The organism is Bradyrhizobium sp. SRL28, from assembly GCF_018596315.1.
Classification (GTDB): Bacteria; Pseudomonadota; Alphaproteobacteria; order Rhizobiales; family Xanthobacteraceae; genus Bradyrhizobium.
In genome coordinates this window covers 39,513-60,752 of record NZ_JAHEAG010000029.1, presented here as the reverse complement: position 1 = coordinate 60,752, position 21,240 = coordinate 39,513, and the positions used below count along the sequence as shown (strand labels likewise).

20 protein-coding genes are annotated in these 21,240 nt (G+C 64.4%); 15 read left to right on the top strand and 5 right to left on the bottom strand.

Annotated elements, in window-relative coordinates:
- Window positions 1–23 precede the first annotated feature (23 nt).
- The 7 genes from folP to KIP88_RS34430 all read left to right on the top strand — a co-directional run bounded on the left by folP (window position 24) and on the right by KIP88_RS34430 (window position 7,206).
- Complete coding sequence (gene folP, locus KIP88_RS34460) at window positions 24–881, top strand: dihydropteroate synthase (protein ID WP_214492635.1); 858 nt, start codon at window positions 24–26, stop codon at window positions 879–881.
- Window positions 878–1,249, top strand: coding sequence for a dihydroneopterin aldolase (gene folB / locus KIP88_RS34455; RefSeq protein ID WP_214492634.1), 372 nt, complete (start codon window positions 878–880; stop codon window positions 1,247–1,249). Before folP ends, folB begins: the two co-directional genes overlap by 4 nt.
- Before the next feature lies 1 nt (window position 1,250).
- A complete protein-coding gene (gene folK, locus KIP88_RS34450; protein ID WP_214492633.1) occupies window positions 1,251–1,742 on the top strand; it encodes a 2-amino-4-hydroxy-6-hydroxymethyldihydropteridine diphosphokinase in 492 nt (163 codons plus the stop codon).
- Window positions 1,743–1,835: 93 nt separating this feature from the next.
- Complete coding sequence (locus KIP88_RS34445; RefSeq protein WP_214492632.1) at window positions 1,836–3,704, top strand: methylmalonyl-CoA mutase subunit beta; 1,869 nt, start codon at window positions 1,836–1,838, stop codon at window positions 3,702–3,704.
- Complete coding sequence (locus KIP88_RS34440) at window positions 3,701–4,168, top strand: GFA family protein (protein WP_214492630.1); 468 nt, start codon at window positions 3,701–3,703, stop codon at window positions 4,166–4,168. Before KIP88_RS34445 ends, KIP88_RS34440 begins: the two co-directional genes overlap by 4 nt.
- A 42-nt stretch (window positions 4,169–4,210) precedes the next feature.
- Entirely contained in the window at window positions 4,211–6,370 is a 2,160-nt protein-coding gene (scpA, locus tag KIP88_RS34435) for a methylmalonyl-CoA mutase (RefSeq protein WP_214492628.1), read from the top strand.
- Window positions 6,371–6,417: 47 nt separating this feature from the next.
- The gene (locus KIP88_RS34430; protein ID WP_374226544.1) at window positions 6,418–7,206 is read left to right on the top strand and encodes a PdaC/SigV domain-containing protein; all 789 of its coding nucleotides are present in this window, start codon (window positions 6,418–6,420) and stop codon (window positions 7,204–7,206) included.
- A gap of 11 nt (window positions 7,207–7,217) precedes the next feature.
- Here KIP88_RS34430 and KIP88_RS34425 read toward each other — a convergent pair whose 3' ends face one another.
- Complete coding sequence (locus tag KIP88_RS34425; RefSeq protein ID WP_214492624.1) at window positions 7,218–7,688, bottom strand: SRPBCC family protein; 471 nt, start codon at window positions 7,686–7,688, stop codon at window positions 7,218–7,220.
- A 221-nt stretch (window positions 7,689–7,909) separates the two neighbouring features.
- Here KIP88_RS34425 and KIP88_RS34420 point away from each other — a divergent pair, with 221 nt between their 5' ends.
- The 6 genes from KIP88_RS34420 to KIP88_RS34395 all read left to right on the top strand — a co-directional run bounded on the left by KIP88_RS34420 (window position 7,910) and on the right by KIP88_RS34395 (window position 14,288).
- A complete protein-coding gene (locus tag KIP88_RS34420; RefSeq protein ID WP_214492623.1) occupies window positions 7,910–8,905 on the top strand; it encodes a tripartite tricarboxylate transporter substrate binding protein in 996 nt (331 codons plus the stop codon).
- 41 nt (window positions 8,906–8,946) lie between these two features.
- Complete coding sequence (locus KIP88_RS34415) at window positions 8,947–9,435, top strand: tripartite tricarboxylate transporter TctB family protein (protein WP_214492622.1); 489 nt, start codon at window positions 8,947–8,949, stop codon at window positions 9,433–9,435.
- Window positions 9,436–9,438: 3 nt separating this feature from the next.
- Window positions 9,439–10,950, top strand: coding sequence for a tripartite tricarboxylate transporter permease (locus tag KIP88_RS34410; protein WP_214492621.1), 1,512 nt, complete (start codon window positions 9,439–9,441; stop codon window positions 10,948–10,950).
- Window positions 10,951–11,003: 53 nt separating this feature from the next.
- Entirely contained in the window at window positions 11,004–11,996 is a 993-nt protein-coding gene (gene meaB / locus KIP88_RS34405) for a methylmalonyl Co-A mutase-associated GTPase MeaB (protein ID WP_214492620.1), read from the top strand.
- Complete coding sequence (locus KIP88_RS34400; protein WP_214492618.1) at window positions 11,993–12,637, top strand: pyroglutamyl-peptidase I; 645 nt, start codon at window positions 11,993–11,995, stop codon at window positions 12,635–12,637. Before meaB ends, KIP88_RS34400 begins: the two co-directional genes overlap by 4 nt.
- Window positions 12,638–12,917: 280 nt before the next feature.
- A complete protein-coding gene (locus tag KIP88_RS34395; RefSeq protein WP_214492616.1) occupies window positions 12,918–14,288 on the top strand; it encodes a TIGR03808 family TAT-translocated repetitive protein in 1,371 nt (456 codons plus the stop codon).
- 15 nt (window positions 14,289–14,303) lie between these two features.
- Here the strand turns inward: KIP88_RS34395 and KIP88_RS34390 are convergent, their stop codons facing one another.
- From KIP88_RS34390 to KIP88_RS34375, 4 genes are all read right to left on the bottom strand, one after another.
- Window positions 14,304–14,819 carry a TIGR03809 family protein gene (locus KIP88_RS34390; RefSeq protein ID WP_214492615.1) on the bottom strand — a complete coding sequence of 172 codons (516 nt, stop codon included), beginning with the start codon at window positions 14,817–14,819 and terminating at the stop codon, window positions 14,304–14,306.
- A 553-nt stretch (window positions 14,820–15,372) separates the two neighbouring features.
- The gene (locus KIP88_RS34385) at window positions 15,373–17,106 is read right to left on the bottom strand and encodes a S8 family serine peptidase (RefSeq protein WP_214492614.1); all 1,734 of its coding nucleotides are present in this window, start codon (window positions 17,104–17,106) and stop codon (window positions 15,373–15,375) included.
- Window positions 17,107–17,139: 33 nt separating this feature from the next.
- Complete coding sequence (locus KIP88_RS34380) at window positions 17,140–17,853, bottom strand: hypothetical protein (RefSeq protein WP_214492612.1); 714 nt, start codon at window positions 17,851–17,853, stop codon at window positions 17,140–17,142.
- Window positions 17,850–18,419 carry a sigma-70 family RNA polymerase sigma factor gene (locus KIP88_RS34375; RefSeq protein ID WP_214492610.1) on the bottom strand — a complete coding sequence of 190 codons (570 nt, stop codon included), beginning with the start codon at window positions 18,417–18,419 and terminating at the stop codon, window positions 17,850–17,852. The genes KIP88_RS34380 and KIP88_RS34375 overlap by 4 nt, the downstream gene beginning before the upstream one ends.
- A gap of 419 nt (window positions 18,420–18,838) precedes the next feature.
- On the opposite strand from KIP88_RS34375, the gene KIP88_RS34370 reads away from it, so the two are divergent.
- Together KIP88_RS34370 and KIP88_RS34365 are read left to right on the top strand one after the other, a co-directional pair.
- Window positions 18,839–19,987: a GGDEF domain-containing protein gene (locus KIP88_RS34370; protein WP_214492609.1), complete on the top strand. Its 1,149-nt coding sequence runs from the start codon at window positions 18,839–18,841 to the stop codon at window positions 19,985–19,987.
- A 63-nt stretch (window positions 19,988–20,050) separates the two neighbouring features.
- Window positions 20,051–21,193, top strand: a complete 1,143-nt coding sequence (locus KIP88_RS34365; protein ID WP_214492608.1) for a DUF2336 domain-containing protein — start codon at window positions 20,051–20,053, stop codon at window positions 21,191–21,193.
- Window positions 21,194–21,240 lie beyond the last annotated feature (47 nt).

Below are 21,240 nucleotides of genomic sequence, written 5' to 3'. Positions count from 1 at the left end.
CGCGGACCGCGCAAAGCCACCGCATGATCGCAGCCAAGCCCAGACCCACCGCCGCCACCGGTCCGGCCGGTCATCCGGTGCTGTCTGCGCTGCCGTCAAGGCCATACCCGGCGGTGATGGGCGTACTGAATGTGACGCCCGATTCATTCTCGGATGGTGGGCAGTTCGCCGCTCCCGAGCGTGCGCTGGCCCAGGCCCGGCGGATGGTCGCCGAGGGCGCCGACATCATCGACATCGGCGCGGAATCCACCCGGCCCTACGGGTCGGAACCGATCTCGGCGGAAGAAGAATTGAAGCGTCTGCAACCGGTGCTGCCTGAAATCGTCGCGCTCGGCATTCCCGTGTCGATCGACAGCATGAAATCGGCCGTCGTCGCCTGGGCGCTCCATCAGGGCGCCGCCGTCGCCAACGATGTCTGGGGCCTGCAGCGCGATTCCGGCATGGCCGGACTGGTCGCCGAGCGCGGCGCGCCCATCATCATCATGCATAACCGCGAGAGTGCCGATCCTGCTGTAGACATCATGCAGGACATCTCCAATTTCTTTGCAGCCTCTCTCGATATCGCTGCCCGTGCCGGAATTTCGTCTGACAAAATTATCCTCGACCCCGGCATCGGCTTCGGCAAAACGCCGGAGCAGAGCATGACCGCACTGGCACGGCTCGGCGAGTTGCAGTCGTTCGGACTGCCACTGTTGGTCGGCGCCTCGCGCAAGCGTTTCATCAGCACGGTGACGCCGTCGGAGCCGCATCAGCGTCTCGGCGGCTCGATTGCCGCGCATCTGTTGGCGGCCCAGAACGGCGCGCGGATCATCCGTGCGCATGACGTCGCCGAGACCGTACAGGCGCTGCGCGTCACCGCCGCAATCAGGGAACAGGGATGAGCGATACGATCTTCATCACCGGCGTCGTCATCCATGCCCGCCATGGCGTGATGGAACACGAAACCGAAGTCGGGCAGCGTTTCGTCATCGACCTCGAACTTTCCGCCGATCTGTCGGAAGCCTCGCACACCGATCACCTGTCCGACACCGTGTCCTATGCCAGTGTGGTGACGACCGCGACGGCGGCGTTCAAGAACACCAATTACAAGCTCCTGGAGCGCGCCGCCGGCGCCGTTGCAGACGCGATACTCGCGGCGTTTGCGCGCGTCGACGGGGTCAAGGTCACCGTGCACAAGCCGCATGCGCCGATCGCCGCGATCTTCGAAGATGTCGGCGTGGTGCTGACGCGCAAGCGGCAATCGCCCTGACATGGCGGATGTGCTGATCGCGCTCGGCGGCAATGTCGGCGACGTCCGCGCGACATTCAACAAGGCCATCTCCAATATCTGCGGCATGACACAGGCCGCCCTGCTGGCGCGTTCCTCCGACTACACCACCCCGCCCTGGGGTGAGGAACACCAGGCGCCTTTCACCAATGCCTGTATCGAGATCGAAACCAGCCTCGATCCGCATGCGCTGCTGTTCACGCTGCACAAGATCGAGAAAAAATTCGGCCGCGACCGCGCCCATGAGACGCGCTGGGGTCCGCGCACCCTCGACCTCGACCTGATCGCCTATGACGACGTCAAGCTCGACAAGCCGGAACTGACGCTGCCGCATCCGCGGGCTTTCGAGCGCGCCTTTGTGCTGGTGCCGCTGGCCGAGATCGTGCCCGACCGCATCATTGCGGGACGTCGCGTCAGCGAGGCGCTGGCGCAGCTTTCGACCGAGGGTATCCAGCGGTTGCCCGACCTCGATTGACCCGAAAGATCCCAAAACAACCGTTTGGCTTGGCGGCCGCCCCGTGGCAATTTCCGGCCAAATCAAGAGACGACCAGGGAATAAATAGCCCGGATGACCAAGACTGACGAGCTGACATTGGCCGCGGAGTTTCCGCAAGCGACCTACGAGGACTGGCGCAAGCTGGTCGACGGGGTGCTGAAGGGCGCGCCGTTCGAGAAACTGGTCAGCAAGACGTCCGACGGATTGAAGATCGATCCGATCTACCGCCGTGCCCAGGGTGCCGCGCCGGTCGCCGGCCGTGCTGCGGCGGCACCCTGGCAGATCATGCAGCGGATCGATCATCCCGATGCGAAGGCGGCCAACGCGCAGGCGCTGCACGATCTGGAGAACGGCGCGACGGGGCTGACGCTGGTGTTCGCCGGCGCCAATGGCGCCCACGGGTTTGGCTTGGATCCTTCGGCAGAAGCGGTCGCGCAAGTTCTCGACGGCATCTATCTCGACGCCGGCATCGGCATCGAGCTTCAGATCGGTCCGCAGTCGCGCATGGCTGCCATTCACGTCGCCGAATACATCAAGGGCAAAGGCATCGATCCCGCGGCTTGCGACATCCGCTTCGGCCTGGACCCGCTCGGGTCCGGTGCGGTGTGGGGCTTCAGTCCCTATAGCTGGGAGGAGATCGTTCCGGCGGTCACTGGCGCGATCAAAGGTCTCGCCGCAATGGGCTTCAAAGGCCCGCTCGCAGCCGCCGATGGGCGCGTGATCCATGATGCCGGCGGATCGGAAGTTCAGGAATTGGCATTCGTGCTGGCTGCCGGCGTTGCCTATCTGCGCGCGATCGAACAGGCCGGCATTGCGCTCGAAGATGCGCAAGGCATGGTCTATGCGCGGCTCAGCGCAGATGCGGATCAATTCCTGACGCTGGCGAAATTCCGGGCGCTGCGGCTGTTGTGGGCGCGGATCGAACAGGCCAGCGGCCTGATACCCAAACCACTGTTCATTGCGGCCGATACGGCGTGGCGAATGCTGACGCAGCGCGACGCTTACGTGAACATGCTGCGCGCGACGATAGCGACTTTCGCGGCCGGTCTCGGTGGCGCCAACGCTATTACCGTATTGCCGCACACGCTGGCCTTGGGATTACCCGATCCGTTCGCGCGGCGTGCCGCGCGCAACACGCAACTGGTGCTGCTGGAAGAATCCAACCTCGCCAAGGTCAGCGATCCCGCAGCCGGCTCCGGCGGCATCGAGACATTGACGAAGCAGCTCTGCGAAGCCGCATGGTCGCTGTTCCAGGAGATCGAGAAGGCCGGCGGCATGTTCCCGGCGCTCGAACAGAACCTGATCCAGCGCAAGGTGGCCGCGACCCGCGCCGCGCGCGAAGCCAACATCGCCAAGCGGCGTGACGTGCTGACGGGCGCGAGTGAATTTCCGAACCTGCATGAGGCTGAGATCGCCGTGCTCGAGGCGACGCCGGTGGTGCTGCCGCCCTATGGCGAGGCGAAATTCAAGTTCGATCCCGTCCCGCCGATGCGGCTGGCCGCGCCGTTCGAGGCGCTACGGGACAAGTCGGACGACAAGCTCAAGACGTCGGGCGCGCGGCCAAAGATATTCCTCGCCAATCTCGGCACGGCCGCCGACTTCACCGCGCGCGCCACCTTCGCCAAGAGCTTTTTCGAGACCGGCGGCATCGAGGCGATCGACACGCAAGGCTTTGCCGACCCAGCGGCGCTCGCCGCCGCGTTCAAGGGGTCCGGCGCGGCTATTGTTTGCCTGTGCTCGTCCGACAAGGTCTATGCGGAACACGCGGCGGCCGCCGCAAAGGCCCTTCAAGCCGCCGGCGCCAAGCATATCTATCTGGCAGGCCGGCCCGGCGAGCAGGAGGCCGCGCTGCGCACGGCTGGCGTCGGCGACTTCATCTTTGCCGGCGGCGACGCGCTGGCGATGCTGCAGGAAACCTGGCGGCGGATGGAGCGAGCATGACGGAGAACAACCACAAGACGGTCCTGACCGGCGGCTGTCAGTGCGGCGCCGTCCGCTTTTCGGTGTCGAAAGTGCCGCCCAAGGTCAGCATCTGCCATTGCCGGATGTGCCAGAAGGCATCGGGCGCGCCCTTCGCCTCCCTCGCCGATATCGAGCACGAGCATTTCAGCTGGACCCGCGGCAAGCCGGCGACGTTTCAGTCCTCCTCCATCGCCGAGCGCGATTTCTGCGCGGCCTGCGGCACGCCCCTGACCTACCGGCTGATCGGCGGCCCCCATATCGAGATCATGACCGGCGCGTTCGACCGCCCCGACCGGGTGGTGCCGACGCGGCAGTATGGAACCGAATCCCGGCTCGGCTGGGTGGTCGGCATCGCCAACCTGCCGAGCCAGACCACGCAGCAGAATTACGGCCCGGAGAAGATGGCGACCATCAGCAGCCACCAGCATCCGGACCATGATTAGGGGTGACGATCCCCGACGTTCACATGTGCTATAATGGGTACCATGAGCCGCATACCGAACTTCGCAGATATCGCCTTTGAATCGACCGCGCCCGCGCAGCCCGCCGGTAGCGCCGAGCCGTGGCTGACGCCCGAGGGCATCCCGGTCAAGCCCGGTTACAGCGAGGCCGATCTCGAAGGCATCGACTTCCTTGAGACGTACCCGGGCGTCGCGCCCTATCTGCGCGGCCCCTACCCGACCATGTACGTCAACCAGCCCTGGACCATCAGACAGTACGCCGGGTTCTCGACGGCGGAAGATTCCAACGCGTTCTATCGCCGCAACCTCGCGGCCGGACAGAAGGGCCTTTCGGTCGCGTTCGACCTCGCCACCCACCGCGGCTACGATTCCGATCATCCGCGCGTCTCCGGCGACGTCGGCATGGCGGGCGTGGCGATCGATTCCATCTACGACATGCGCACGCTGTTCGCGGGCATTCCGCTCGACCAGATGAGCGTGTCGATGACCATGAACGGCGCGGTGCTGCCGATCCTCGCGCTGTTCGTCGCAACCGCTGAGGAACAGGGCGTACCGCCGGAGAAATTGTCGGGCACCATTCAGAACGACATTCTGAAAGAGTTCATGGTGCGCAACACCTACATCTATCCGCCCACCCCTTCGATGCGGATCATCTCCGACATTTTTGCGTACACCTCGCAAAGAATGCCGAAGTACAACTCCATTTCCATTTCCGGCTACCACATGCAGGAAGCCGGCGCGACACAGGATCTCGAGCTCGCTTACACGCTGGCCGACGGTGTCGAATATCTGCGCGCCGGGCTTGCAGCGGGCCTCGACGTCGACCGCTTTGCGCCGCGGCTGTCGTTCTTCTGGGCGATCGGCATGAACTTCTTCATGGAAGTCGCCAAGATGCGCGCCGCGCGGCTGCTCTGGGCCAAGCTGTTGAAGCAGTTCAACCCGAAGGACCCGCGCTCGCTCTCGCTGCGCACGCACTGCCAGACTTCCGGCTGGTCGCTGACCGCGCAGGACGTCTTCAACAACGTGATGCGCACCACCATCGAGGCGATGGCGGCGACCCAAGGGCATACGCAATCGCTGCATACCAACGCGCTCGACGAGGCGCTCGCGCTGCCGACGGATTTTTCGGCCCGCATCGCGCGCAACACGCAATTGTTCCTGCAGCAGGAAAGCGGCACCAACCGCATCATCGATCCCTGGGGCGGCTCCTATTATGTCGAACGGCTGACGCGCGATCTCGCCGCGAAAGCCTGGGGCCATATCCAGGAAGTCGAGGCGCTCGGCGGCATGGCCAAGGCGATCGAGGCCGGCGTGCCGAAACTTCGGATCGAGGAAGCCTCCGCCAAGACGCAGGCGCGAATTGACGCCGGACGTCAGGCCGTGATCGGCGTCAACAAGTACAAGCCGGTCAACGAGGCCGCGATCGACGTACTCAAGGTGGAGAATTCCACCGTGCGGCGGCTACAGATCGACAAGCTGAAGCGGCTGCGCACCGAGCGCGACCAGAAGGAAGTCGATTCTGCGCTGGCTGCGCTGACGCGCAGCGCCGGCGAAGGCAACGGTAACCTTCTGGCGCTGGCGATCGATGCTGCGCGCGCGAAGGCAACCGTCGGCGAAATTTCGGACGCGATGGAAAAAGTATTCGGGCGTCACCGCGCCGAAATCAAATCCATCACCGGCGTCTACAAGCGGGAGGCGTCGGCCATGTCCAACCGGGTCGAAAAGGTGCAGGAGCTGATCGATGCGTTCGAGACTGCTGAGGGCCGCCGCCCCCGCATCCTCGTCGCCAAGATCGGCCAGGACGGCCACGACCGCGGCCAGAAGGTGATCGCATCGGCCTTTGCCGATGTCGGCTTCGACGTCGATATCGGGCCGCTGTTCGCCACCGCCGACGAGGCAGCGCGGCAGGCGGTGGAGAACGACGTGCATATCCTAGGCGTATCGTCGCTGGCGGCCGCCCATCTCACCGCGGTGCCGGAATTGAAGGCGGCGCTGAAGAAGCACGGCCGCGAGGACATCATGATCATCATCGGCGGCGTGGTGCCGCCGCAGGATTATGACGCGCTCTACAAGGCCGGTGCAGAAGCGATCTTCCCGCCCGGCACCGTGATCTCGGATGCCGCCGAAGAGCTGATCCAGAAGCTCAACGCCCGGCTCGGCCATAGCAGCGAGGCGGCGGAGTAGTTCTCCGCCGGGCGCAGCTACTTTCCAAAGGATCGCCCTTGCGCGGCATTGCATTCCTCACACGCGTCAGGACCATTGGTTTTGCGGGCGCAGTCGCATGCGGTGCGGCGCTGGGCTTGGCGTTTGCCGCCGAGCCCAAGCCAGATTTTTCCATCAAGACCAAATGGGTCGAGGCCAGCGTCATCCTCGACGCGAAGGTCAAGGCCGATCCGGCGCTGGCGGCGAACTGCCTGGCCGAGGGAAAGGCATGGGCCGTGAAGAACCGCAGCGATGCCGACAAGGAACGCAAGCAGGATCCCGAGTTGTTCCGCAACCCGTGGTCGTTTGAGCGGAAATACGAGACGCGCTCGGTGGTCGATGGCCGCTATGTCAGCATCGTCAGGAGTGACTACGAATATACTGGCGGCGCGCACCCCAACAGTTCGTCCGACACGATCCTGTGGGACAGGTCAGCGGGCAAACGCATCAGCATCCGTCCGTTCTTCACCGAAACAGCCGACAACGGCCCGACGCTGAAAGCGATGCGGCAAGGCGTCATTGCATCCCTCGAGGCCGAGAAAAAGAAACGCGGCGCGGAAGGCACTGACACCAGCGCCATCGAAGCCATCGAGGCAAAGCTGCTCAAGATCGGGCCGGTCTCGCTGGCGCCATCGACCGAGGAAGGCAAGAGCTCCGGCCTGACGTTTCACTACGCCCCTTACGCGGTTGGCTCCTACGCCGAAGGCGAGTATATCGCCTTCGTGCCGTGGGAGACGTTAAGGCCGTATCTGACGCCGGAAGGTGCAAAAATTTTCGGCGGCGCGCGACCGAAGGACGACGAAGACCGGCCGCAATGACGGCTGCACCATCAAGCAGCCTGGCGGCCGAGCGCCCTTTCGAGCGAATGGGTCCAGTCCGGAATCCATGACTGGAACAAATTCTGCCAGCGATCGCTATCCTGCGGTTCGGTGTCGAGCCGGACCGACCATTCGATGAACGTCCTGTTGCCCTCAACGACCGGCAGCAGGTGCATCGTCCCCTCGTAGTGCGTCGGCGCGGGCGCGTCCGGAACAAGCCCGGCAGGAAACGGGAACGGCTCGATGCCCGCATAGGTGAGCGAGTGCGCTTCTTCGGAATGGCCGGCCAGCCGCTGCCTGATCCAGTTGCCGAGGTAGCAGAAGCGCCTGACCGCGCCGACTTCGTCGCCGCCCTTGTCGTCTTCGATCACGCTTTCGCTGACCCCGCCGATATAGGCCGGGTAGTTGTTGAAATCGCGGATCAGGTCCCACACGGTTTCCAGGGGATGGTCCAGCACGGTGCTGTAATAGGCTGTCGTCATGGTTCTCTCCGCAATCGATCGCGGCTCGATGACTGAGCCGCACACGGATACCTATTTCGGCTAGCCCGCTCGCCGCCACCCGATTTCCGGATGTGGCGAGATGCCCACCGGGCGATGATCCTCCTCATGAGCCAATGCCTTGCGACCACAACGCAAAGCCGCCTAGAATGTCGCATCACAAGAGCGTCCGGCTTCACGGATGCCGCAGGGGAGGACCACCAATGTCCAAGAAAATCACGCGCCGCGCCTTCGCGGCTTCATCCGCCGCTGCTGCGGCCGTCGCGGGTTTGGGCTTCAAGCCGGCTTTGGCGCAGGCCTATCCGGCGCGCCCCGTAACCGTGATCGTGCCCTGGGGCGCCGGCGGCGGCACCGACGCCACCGCGCGCATCGTGGCGGCGCTTTTGGAAAAGGATCTCGGCCAGCCTTTCAACGTGGTCAACCGGACCGGCGGCTCCGGCGTGGTCGGCCATTCGGCGATCGCGACCGCGCAGCCCGACGGCTACACCATCGGCATGCTGACGGTGGAAATCTCGATGATGCACTGGCAGGGGCTTACGGAACTCGCACCCAAGAGCTACACGCCGCTTGCGCTGATGAACGAGGATCCGCCCGGCATCCAGGTCAGTTCCACCTCGCCCTACAAGACCGTGAAGGAGCTCGCCGACGCCATCAAGGCCGCGCCTGCCGGCAAGTTCAAAGCCTCGGGCACCGGCCAGGGCGGCATCTGGCACCTAGCGCTGGTCGGCTGGATGCAGGCGATGGGACTTGCGCCGAACCACGTGGCCTGGGTGCCGTCGAACGGTGCTGCGCCCGCGATGCAGGATCTCGCGGCAGGCGGCCTCGACCTCACCACCTGCTCGGTGCCGGAAGCGCGCGCCATCATCGAGGCCGGCAAGGCGCGCAGCCTCGCCGTCATGGCTACGGCGCGCAACCCCGCCTTCCCCGATGTGCCGACGCTGAAGGAGGCGATTGGCATCGACTATTCGACCGGCGCGTGGCGCGGCATTGCCGGCCCCAAGGGCCTGCCCGCCGACGTCGCGACTAAACTCACCGCATCGCTGAAGAAGGTTTTCGACTCCAAGGAGTTCAAGGAGTTCATGAGCAATCGCGGCTTCGGAACGGTGTGGGGCGACGCGTCCGAATTCGCCACCTTCATGGACAAGGGCGACGCCCAGATGGGTGTGGCGATGAAGGCCGCCGGTCTCTCCAAGGCCTGATCTTCATCGGTTAGTCTCGTCCGGTATCCGCGGAGCTTCCTATGCGTCTTCCCGATCGCGTCACGGGATTGTTTCTCGTTGGCCTCGGCGCGGCGGCCGCCTATGGCGGCTGGCAGTTGCCGCCGGTGCCCGGCCAGCCGGTCGGGCCCAATGTGTTTCCGCTGGTGATCGGAACGGGCCTGGCGCTGTGCGGCCTCGCGATCGCGTTCGGGATCGGCCATTCCTTCGAAGAGGAAGAGGAGCTCATTCCGGTCGAGGGCGGCGGCCAGCCGGCGCCACCGACCGGAAAGTTTTACGGCCTGCGCGCCCTGCTGCCGCCGGCGCTCTTGCTGTTCTACGTGGCAGTGGCCGACCGGCTTGGCTTCATCATCACGGCGGGGCTGATCGTTTTCGTAACGTCAACCGCACTCGGCGCCCGCTGGAAGCTTTCGCTGCCGCTTGCGGTGCTGGCGCCGATCGGCGTCCATCTGATTTTCTCAAAGTTGCTGCGCGTGCCCTTGCCGGCCGGGCTGCTGCCGATGCCCTGGTGATCGATGCTCAACACCCTCGCCCAAGCGTTCGCGCTCATCTCCACCTGGGAAGTCATCATCGCGATGTTCGCGGCCTCGGTCTATGGCCTCGTCATCGGATCGCTGCCCGGGCTATCAGCGACGATGGCGACCGCGCTGCTGGTCCCCGTCACCTTTTATCTGTCGCCGATCGCTGCAATCGCCACCATCGTGGCTGCGTCCACAATGGCGATCTTCTCCGGTGACATCCCCGGCGCGCTGCTGCGCATTCCCGGAACCCCCGCCTCTGCGGCTTACGCGGACGAAGCCTATGCGATGACGCGCAAGGGCGAGGCCGAACTGGCGCTCGGCGCCGGCGTATGGTTCTCCGCCGTCGGCGGCATCGCGGGCACGCTCTCGCTAATGATCCTGGCACCGCCGCTGGCCGAGATCGCGCTGTCGTTCTCGACCTTCGAATATTTCTGGCTCGCATTCCTGGGCCTGATGTGCGCCACGCTGGTCGCGCGCTCCTCCCCGGTGAAAGCCATCGCGGCCATGTTTATCGGCCTGCTCGTCGCCTGCATCGGCATCGAAAACCCCGGCGGCGTGCCGCGCTTCACGTTTGGCATGACCGACCTGTTCGGCGGCATCGAGCCGATCCCGGCGCTGGTGGGCGTCTTCGCCGTGGCGCAGGTGATGCGCGCGATGCTGACGCCGGAGCCGCCGCCGATCCCACGCCGCAAATTCGGGAGCATCATGGCGGGCCAGTGGAGGCTCACCAAAAAGTATCACGTGCAGATGACGCGCGGGAACATCATCGGCATCATCATCGGCGTGCTGCCGGGTGCCGGCGCCGACATGGCCGCCTGGGTCAGCTACGCCATGTCCAAGCGTTTTTCGAAGGAGCCGGAGAAATTCGGTACCGGCCATGTCGAGGGCCTGGTCGAAGCCGGCGCCAGCAACAACGCCAGCATCGCCTCGGGCTGGGTGCCCTCGCTGCTGTTCGGCATCCCCGGCGACACCATCGCGGCGATCGCCATCGGCGTGCTCTACATGAAGGGCCTCAACCCCGGTCCGACGCTGTTCACCGAAAAAGCGTCGAGCATGTATGCGATCTACCTGATGTTCATCATCGCCAACATCATCATGATCCCGCTGGGAATCATCATGATTCGCCTGGCGAGCTACGTGCTGCGCGCGCCACGCTCCTCCGTGATGCCGGTCATCATGCTGTGCTGCGCGGTCGGATCGTTCGCGATCGGCAACAACATGTTCGGCGTCGTCACCGTCGCAACCTTCGGCATCATCGGCTACGTCATGGAAGAAAACGGCTACCCGGTCGCCGCGATGGTGCTCGGCATCGTGATGGGCACCATGATCGAGCAGAGTTTCGTCACCTCGCTGATCAAATCCGACGGCAGCGTATTCCCGTTCTTCGAGCGGCCGATCGCAGCGATCCTCGCCGCCATGGCGATCGGCGCGCTGATCTGGCCGGTGCTGGTCTGGATATGGCGGCGGCTCAGGCGCGAGGCGCCCACCGCCGCGTCGGCGCGCTGAAGGACTGCGTAGGGCCCCCTCGCCTGCTTGGCGCGGGCGTTGTAAACCAAGCCATGACCCTGCCGAAGAATCCTTCCCCCGATGTCGGGAAACTCGCCAAAGAACTCCGCGCCGGTCACCGCGCCGCCCTGGCGCGCGCGATCACCCTGATCGAAAGCAGGCGCGCCGATCATCAGGCCGCGGCGCGCGATCTGGTGCAGGTGCTGCTATCAGACACCGGCAAGGCGGTCCGCGTCGGCATCACCGGCTCGCCCGGCGTCGGCAAATCCACCACCATCGACGCGCTTGGCATGTTCCTGATCGAGCGCGGCCACAAGGTCGCGGTGCTGGCGGTCGATCCCTCCTCGGCCCGCACCGGCGGCTCGATCCTCGGCGACAAGACGCGGATGGCGCGGCTGGCGAACTCGGAAGCCGCCTTCATCCGGCCCTCGCCTGCGTCCGGCACCCTCGGCGGGGTCGCGGCAAAAACCCGCGAGGCGATGCTGTTGTGCGAGGCCGCCGGCTTCGACGTCGTGCTGGTGGAAACCGTCGGCATCGGCCAGTCCGAGACCGCCGTCTGCGACATGACCGATTTCTTCCTGGCCCTGATGCTGCCCGGCGCCGGTGACGAATTGCAGGGTATCAAGAAGGGCCTGGTCGAACTCGCCGACATGATCGCGATCAACAAGGCCGACGGCGACAACATCAAGCGCGCCAACCTGGCGGCGGCCGAATACCGCGGCGCGCTGCATATTCTCACCCCCCGCTCGGAGCATTGGCATCCGCCGGTCCTGACTTACTCGGCGCTGACGGGCACGGGTATGGACACGTTGTGGCAGAAGATTCTCGATCACCGCACCGCCATGAACGCCTCGGGCGAGTTCGCAGGCCGGCGGCGGGAGCAGCAGGTGAAATGGATGTGGTCGATGCTGGAGCAACGGATGATGGCCCGCCTGCGTTCCGACGCCGCGATCCGCGCCAAGGTAAAGAAGACCGAGACCGAGGTCGCCGACGGCCGCATCACGCCGGCGGTCGCCGCCGAACAGATCGCGGAGTGGCTGCGGTGAGCGAGAAACTTCGCATTCTCGTCACCGGCTTCGGTCCGTTCCCCGGTGCGCCCTACAACCCGACGCAGCCCCTGGTGGCGCGGCTAATGCGCCTGCGTCGTCCTGCCTTCACCGACGTCGAACTGTCGAGCCATATCTTTCCGGTGACGTACAAGGCGGTCGATCGCGAATTGCCGCTGGCGCTCGCGAAACACCGGCCGCATGCGCTGTTGATGTTCGGCCTCGCCGGCCGCACCGGATACGTCCGGATCGAGACCCGCGCCCGCAACGCCGTCACCATGCTGTGGCCCGATGCCGCGCAAACCCGCGCCCGCAAGGGTTCGATCGCCGATGGCGCCGCTGCGCAAAACTTCGGCCCGCATACCGCGAAACTGCTGCGTGCCGCTGAGGGTACCGGCCTCGATGCCCGCGCCTCGCGCGATGCCGGAAGCTATCTCTGCAACTATCTGAGCTGGCGCGCGATCGAGGCCGTCAATGCCGATAGCGGCCCCCGGCTCGCCGCCTTCGTCCATATCCCGCCGCTCGCGCGCGGTGGCGCGGTCAGGCGCAAGGGGTTTTCGCGCATTACGCTGGACGAACTGGTCGATGCCGGCGAAGCGATGCTGCTGGAAATGGTTCGGTTGGCGAGAAGGGCGAACTAGACTCCGTTGTCGTCCCTGCGAACGCAGGGACCCATAGCCACCGTTGCCAATTGTGAGAAAAGCCGTCTGCCATTGTGCCCCTTCCAAGGGCCGCGGCGTATGGGTCCCGGCTCGCGCTTCGCTTGGCCGGGACGACGTGGATTGACTGTCGTACCCAACATTAACCCTACCCCGAACAATCGCCGCCCTCGGCCTGCGTCTTCACCATGCTGCGCTGCATTTTCGCGATACCTATGAATTCGCGAATGCCAGAACTTGCATCGCGCGAGGGCCATTCACCATGGACATGAACCGCCGCCATCTCATTGGAGGATCCGCCGCCGGTATGGCCGGCGCACTTGCGATGTCGCCCGAGCCCACGCGCGCGGCGCCGCTGACCTCCACGCTCGGCCGCGACGTCACGCAGTATGGCGTGCGTCCCGGCAGCCCCGACGATCAAACAGCAAAACTGCAGCGCGCGATCGACGAAGCCGCACGCGCGCAAGCGCCGCTGGCGCTGCCGCCGGGGGTCTATCGCACCGGCATGCTGCGCCTTTCGAACGGCACGCAACTGGTCGGCGTGCGCGGCGCGACCAAGCTCGTGTTCAATGGCGGCGTCTCGATGCTGCAGGGCGAAGGTGCCAACAATGTCGGCCTGACCGGCATCACCTTCGACGGCGGCGGCATTCCGTTGCCAGAGCGGCGCGGTCTCGTGCATTGCCTTGGCGGGCGCGACGTCCGCATCGCCGACTGCGAAATATCGCGCAGTGGCGGCAACGGCATCTGGCTGGAGCAGGTCTCGGGCGACATCTCCGGCAACATCTTCACGAAGATCGCGACAACAGCGGTTGTATCCTTCGACGCGAAGGGCCTGATCGTCTCCCGCAACACCATCACCGATACCAATGACAACGGCATCGAAATCCTGCGCACGGCGATCGGTGACGACGGTACGCTGGTGATCGACAACCGCATCGAGGACATCAAGGCCGGCCCCGGCGGCTCCGGGCAATACGGCAACGCCATCAACGCTTTCCGCGCCGGCAACGTCATCGTGCGCGGCAATCGCATCAAGAATTGCGACTACTCGGCGGTGCGCGGCAATTCGGCATCGAATATTCACATCACCGGCAACAGCGTCAGCAATGTCCGCGAGGTCGCGCTCTATTCGGAATTCGCGTTCGAGGGCGCCGTGATCGCCAACAACACGGTGGATGGCGCGGCCGTCGGCGTCTCCGTCTGCAATTTCAACGAGGGCGGGCGCATCGCCGTCGTGCAGGGCAACATCGTCAGAAATCTGCTGCCGAAGCGGCCGATCGGCACCGCACCCGACGACGACGCCGGCATCGGCATCTATGTCGAGGCAGACTCGACGGTGACCGGCAACGTGATCGAAAACGCGCCCTCCTTCGGCATCATTGCCGGCTGGGGCAAATATCTCCGCGACGTCGCCATCACAGGCAATGTGATCCGCAAGGCCTTTGTCGGCGTCGGCGTGTCGGTAGTGCCCGGCGCCGGCACGGCGCTGGTCAACAACAACATGATCTCGGAAACCCCGCGCGGTGCCGTGGTCGGGCTCGATCACGCCCGTACCATCACGACCGACCTTTCTAGCGAGGGCGCCCAGCGTTACGCGCAGGTGGTGGTCGGAGGCAATGCGGTGCGGCGGTAACCCCTCCTCGCCCGCTTACAGCGCGTTGCGCAGCAATGGATAGCGGTCTTTCATCGCGTCGAGATCGAGTGCGGGGAACTGCATTTCGTCGAGCGCCAGCACGTCGGGTACGGAAGGCGCCTCATTCGCGACGAGCTGGCTTTCCAGCGCGACCAGAACGTCGGCGGGGACATCGCGCGACGGCGGCCCTGCAACTGGCGCTGGTTTCGGCTGAGGCTGCACCGCCGGCCGACGGAACCCTTCATCGCGCGGCAGCGGCGTCAGCAGCAGCGGCGCGGTTCGACGGCGGCCAAGCCAGGCCAAGTCGACCGCGGAATTGTCGAGCGCGGCCTCGCGGCTCAACAGGTCACGCCAGGTTTCGACGGCGGCCTTGGCTTCCTGGATGTTTTCGAGAAATTCGCGTTCGGTGTGAAAGCGGCGCCAGCGACCGGTCTCGAACAGTTCAGTGAGGTATGCCAGCCGTTGCTCGGCAAGGTTGCACCAGCGCGCAACGATGTTGCGGCCACGTGCCACGTCTGCAGGATGTGCCATAAATCAGCCCGTAAGAGAGAGACGGACGCAGACGCAACCTGTGACGAATCAATTGGACGTGACAGGTATATTCTGTGGAAAACTTTCTCATTGTCCAGTGCGTGCAGCTACGGAGCACGCGGCAATCGAACAAAATCCGCACAAATACGGAGTTATCAGCTCTATCCACCGTCAAGCTGCACGGCAGCATGGCCGCGTTGCGATGCGCAGCGCGATCATGTCGTTCGAAAAGGCGCGAGGAAATATCGGGGCGTCACGCAAACAGACGGAGAGCTTGCGGTTCGCAAAGCCGGGACGGCACCGCGCACGACGCGGCTTCTTCCAAGAAAACCTGTGCCAGAAATGAAAGACCCGTCCGGGGGGACAACCGGACGGGTCAAGCCATATGGGGCGCTTGGGGTGGATGGGCGCTCGCGCCGAATACAGCCGATGGGGAGGGATTACCGCTCCCACATAGATAAGTCGCAGCACCCTCGCCGGACGTTCAAAATATCAGGCGATTTTTTTGACCTCGGCTTCAGGGGAGATTGCCGGAAAATCGCTGCGGAGCAGGCTATTTCGCGGCGTTTGCGGCCGATTTGTCCGACGCCATCGACGGCGGGGGATCGTTCAGCGCCCGGCTCACGGAAGCGTTATCGGCAGACGGGTCAAGCGCCGGCGATTTTTCTCCCGCAGGCTTGCCGGAAACCGAGGCAAGCGGAACTGCCGGCGCGGCGGTCGCCGCGGTGACGGCGGCGAAGGCGTCCGTCCCGCCTGCTCCGAACTGATCGTCGCGGCCGGGGGCGCCGAGATCGCGGGCGGTCTTCGTCAGGATCGCGCGAACATCGCCAGGCTTCAATGCAGGATTGCGCTCCAGCATCAGCGCCACAACGCCGCTGACATAGGCCGCGGAGAACGACGTGCCCGACGTGATCTGATATTTTTCATCCGGCGCCGGCAGGAAGATATCCGCGCCCGGAGCTGCTATCGCGATGTGGTTGCCCCGGTTCGACGCCGCAAACAGCCTTTCCTGCGCGTCGGTTCCGCTCACCGCGATCACGTTCGGATTGGCGCCCGGATAGAGCGGCGGCGATTTCGCGCCGGCATTGCCGGCCGCAGCCACCATCAGGATGCCACGGGCTGCGGTGGCGGCGATCCCCCGCTCGATCAGCGGATCCTTTGGACCGGCAAAGCTCATATTGATGATCTGCGCGCCATGCTCCGCCGCGTAGTCCAATCCCCTCAGGATCACATAGGAGGTGCTCTCCGCGCCCTTCGATCCCGCACCGAATGCGCGGATCGCAAGCAACCTCGCCTCCGGCGCGCTGCCCATCAGTTTGGCATGCGCGACGATCGCGCCGGCAATGCCGGTACCGTGGACATGCGGACCCTCGCTGCTGCCGAGCGCGTCGAAACTGTCGGCGACCGAATTGGCGAGTTCGGGATGTTTGACGTCGACACCTGAATCGATCACCGCGATGGTGACGTTCATGCCGCGGACGAGCGCGTGTGCCTGCGGCAGCCGGAGCTGGGCGATCGCGTATTGCGCGGCGTCACCCTCGATCGCGGGCTTCTTCTGCTGCTGCAGAAAGTAGCGGAAATTGAGCTGCACCGAACGCACGCTGCCGTCGGCCGCGAGTTCGCGGCGCACCGTGTCCACCGGCCGCCGATCGACGATGCGGAACAGGCCGATGGTGCCGCCGAGCAGCGGGAAACTCTGCGAGGCGATGCGCTCCAGGCCATGACGCCGCGCCAGTTCATCGGCCTCGGCGGTGGATAACGCGCCGTCGATTTCGGCGACGAGCTCGTTCTGGACCGTGCGCAGATTGACCGCGGCCTGCGCGTTGTTGTTGCGCGATCCGCCATTGCCCTTCTGGGCCGAGCCGCCATTGCCGTCGCCGGCCGACATCACCGGACGATCGAAACATTCGCCGTCGGGGCCGCGGAACGCATACTGGCAGGCCGGATAGAGGTTGGGCGAAAACCGCGCATGGGGCAGCGTCGACGGCACGCCCGCCCCCGGGCGGACCCGCAGGGTCGAACTCATGGTGCCGATCCGGGACGGCGGCGTCCGCGCGACGGTATCGGCGCGCACGACCGGCCGAGCCGCGATGGTCGGGTTGACCCGCGGCGTAATCGTTGGATTGATGGTAGGCGTCCGCGCCCCGACATTGAGATTGGGCGTGCGCATGATGCTTTGCGCATGAACCGCCGAGGCTGCGAACGCCATCAATGGCAGAAACGCCGCCGACAAAATCAATGCCGCGCGGCGCGTCTTCATCAGCCAATTCGGGCCATCGTGAATCATGGAACCTCGGCCTTCCCGGGGCGCCGGCAGCCTCTACGGCGTTGCCACCGCGAGGCTGACGATCTTCTCGCGCTGCAGCCTGGCGAGCAGGCCAGCAGCTTCATCCTTGCTCATCGCCTTGTTGCCAAACTGCAGCCGGAACATGCCGCCCTTGGCGCCGTCGACGATCGAGGCCTGGTAATTGTCGAGCAACGCGGTGATGTCGGCGATCCGGGCTTCCGGCGCAAACCGCACCAGCGCGCGCGTCGGCGCGGCGCTGCTGCCAAGATCGCGCGTGATGGGCGCGGACGACGACTCGTTCATGCTAAGCGAGGCGGTCTGGAACGAAGCGGTCTGGTTCTTCATCAGCACGGCGCCAATCACGCCGGCCTGCAACAGCAACGCCACGGCGCCGAGGCTCGCCGACCAGGCCAACGTGCGCGGCGACAGCCTTGCGAAAAATTCCGATATCCGGGCAGACAGGCTGACCTGGACCGACGGCTTGCGCTCGGGCTCTTCGTCGATCGCAGCAAACAACTTCGCCATGGCGCGCGCCGACGGCGCACCCAGGCTCTCGTTGAGGCTGATCGTCTCGGCATATTCTTCGCGGATGACGGCAAATTGGCGGGCGAGGTCTGCATCGGCGGCGAGCGCTTCCTCGACGCGACGTGCATCGCGCGCGCTCAAGGTACCGGCCGCATGGAACGGCAACAGCATCTCGATATCGCTGGGCTCTTGATCCAGCATTTTTGTGCTCGCTGCCATCATGGCCAACCTCGCTCTATGCCTGCTGCCTTGAGCAACTCGGCCAATTTCTTGCGCGCATAAAACAGGCGCGTCTTGACGGTGTTCTCCGGAATACCGACGATTTCGGCCACCTCTTCCACGGACTTCTCGTGGTAGTAGACGAGATCGACGATTTCCCGATGCTCTGGCGAAAGTCCCGTCAGGCACTTCCGCAACGCTTCACCCGTATCCTTTTTCTGCACCACCACTTCCGGATCGTCGGACGTATCCTCGATCGCGTTCGCGGTCTCGTCGTCCAGCCCAACGTCCTTGCGACGCCTAAGTGCCGAAAGGGCCTTGAACCGCGTAATCGCCAACAGCCAGGTGGTAACGGCGGATCGGCCTTCGAACTTGCCGGCCTGGCGCCACACATCGAGAAAAACCTCGCTGATGAGGTCTTCCGCAATCTGTTCATCCCTTACGAGCCGAAGCCCGAAACGGAACACCCTGACATGGTGCCTTCCGTAAAGCACCTGCATGGCGAGCCGGTCGCCTTGAGCGATCCGAGCGATCAGAACTTCGTCTGAAGCCGCCTGTGTCGCGCTCAATGGCCGTCTCGCAAAGTTGGTCTGACGGGAGAGGCCGGCGGTTCGATGTGAAAGGTGAGATTCTTCACATTACGGCAATGCCCGGAGTGCATGTGTGATCTACCCCACAGACGGCCTTTACCAGGCCACTTTTCCGGCGAGAACGAGCTGAATCGCAAAATTGGTACCATAATACGGAAACACTTTCCTAAAGACGCCTCACCCCACAACCTTAGCAAGGCTTCGCGGGCGGGGCAGCATCTGCGTTACGCCCAGGGCTCCCGTACAAGCGGGTTCCGCGCTATCGGAATCCGGCAGATTTCCGTTACGAAACAGTGCAATGGCAGGGTTTTAACGGACCCGATTCAGCTCAAAAGATACCAAACCTAAAGGCTTTATTCCCTAAAGTTTCGTCCGGCACACTCCAATAGCGACGGGACATGAGCAGCGCGGCTTCATTGCTTCAGGGGCAAGGCTCCAATAGTGCGATCGCGCACGCGGCCCGCCTTCCGCTCGAAGTATTACAGCGCCGCGTCGGCCAGCGCCGCCATATGCTGGCCGTCCAGGGCGTCAGCTACGCGCTCATTACTTCGGTCCTGCTGGTCTATTGCTACGCCGGCACCATCCCGATCATCATTCCGTCGGCCTATTTCCTTTCCGGCATCGGATTGCTCTCGGTGTTTGTCGTGTTGTCGGAAGCCCACTTCAACGACCGTTTCGAAGACCACTATCTCACGATCTTCCAGGTCGCCGGCCACCTCGCACTCCAGATTTGTTTTCTGCTGGCGGCCCCACAGATCGGGTTTGTCTTCCTGAGCGTCGTATTCCTAATATTCGGATTCGGCGCGCTGCGAATGACCTCACAGCAGGCGATCATCTCCTGGACGCTCACCATGATCGGGCTGGCGCCGATCTTCCTCTTCAGCAGCACCCCGATCGGCCTGCCGATTACCACCCAGACCGAACGCGTTGCGGCCATGCTTTCCTTTGTCCTCACGATCGGACAGTGCGCCTTCGTGGGACTGTATGGCAGCACCATGCGCAAGATGCTCTACGACCGCAGCTTCGAACTGAAAGCGGCGTACAAGCGCATCGAGGAGCTTGCCGAACTCGACGAATTGACGGGGGCATCCAACCGGCGCTGCATCATGCGAATGCTGGAGGAGGAGATCGCCCGCGCGACCCGCGGCGGATCGCCCTGCTCCATCGCACTGATCGACCTCGACTGGTTCAAGCGCATCAACGACGCCTACGGCCATCCGACCGGCGACGAGGTGTTGCGGACATTCTCGATCACCATGTTCGCCAACATCCGCAGCGTCGACCGGTTCGGCCGCTATGGCGGCGAGGAATTCCTGCTGGTGCTGCCCGACATGGACGCCGGCCAGGCCATGCGGGCGCTCGACCGGCTGCGCGCCATTATTGCCGAGCTCGACTGGAGCGCATTCTCGCCCGGCATGAAGGTGACGATGTCGGCAGGCGTTGCAACGCTGAATTCGAACGAGACGTCAGACACATTCCTCGCGCGCGCCGACAGCGCGCTTTATGCAGCCAAGGCACAGGGACGCAACCGCATTACCAGCGCCTGATCCGACATATTCCAGCTCCGGTCGCGGAGAATCCGCCGCCGGTCTTTGCTCCAGGACAGAGTCATGATTTCGAAAGCCGCCAAGTCTTCCTCTCCCGGATCTCCCTCCCCCGGAAGTCTGCTCGACGAGTTGCAGTCCACCCTTGCGCACGGAACCGTCGCTCGCCGGGTAGAAACCCTGCGCCGGGTAACCGATCTCTTCATCAACGGCGCGGTGGACTATTCGGACGAGCAGGTCGGGCTGTTCGACGATGTCTTCCAGTGCCTGATCGACCACATCGAAACCTCGGCCAAGATGCTGCTGGCCAACCGTCTAGCCCCGGTCGACACCGCCCCGCCGCTCACCATTCGCGCGCTTGCTTTCGATGATGTCATCGAGGTGGCAGGTCCCGTGCTGTCGCAGTCGATGCGACTCGACGACAAGACCCTGATCGAGAATGCGCGCAGCAAGAGCCAGGCGCATTTGATGGCGATTTCGACCCGCAAGACCCTGAGCGGCGCGGTCACCGATGTACTGGTCCAGCGCGGCAACGATGAGGTGATCCAGTCGACCGTGAAGAATCCGGGCGCGGAGTTCACCGAGCGCGGCTTTACCCGCCTCGTCAGCCGCGCCGAGGGCGACGACAATCTCACGACCTGTATCGGCCTGCGTCCGTCCGTGCCGCGGCATCTCTATCTGAAACTGCTCGCCAAGGCCTCCGACACGGTGCGGCAGCGGCTGGAGGCCGCCAACCCGCAGCAGGCGGCGCAAGTGCCGACCGCGGTCAAGGAAGCGACGCGGCGCGCGCGCTCGGCGACCGCGACGATCACCAAGGACACTGCGATTGCGCACGCGCTGGTCAAGTCGCTGTACGAGGACGGCCGGCTCGACGAATCCGAGGTGGCGTCGTTTGCCAAGGCCGGCAAGTTCGACGAGGCCAATGCGTCGATCGCAGCGCTCGCCAACGTCCCGGTGGCGATCGCCGAGAACATGATGATCGAAACCCGAGCCGAAGGCGTGATGATCCTGGCGAAGGTCGCAGGGCTGTCGTGGTCGACAGTCAGGACCATCATCAGGATGCGCGACGAACTGTCCGGCGGGGAGCCGGCCGACCTTGCCGCCTGCCAGGACACCTATGAGCGGCTGCGGCCGTCGACGGCGCAGCAGGTGCTGCGCTTCCACCGCATGCAGCAGAATGCGCCCACAGCGCCCGCGCCTGGTATCTGAGCCCTGCTGCCAGAATTCAGCTAGTAGCCCGGATGGAGCGCAGCGCA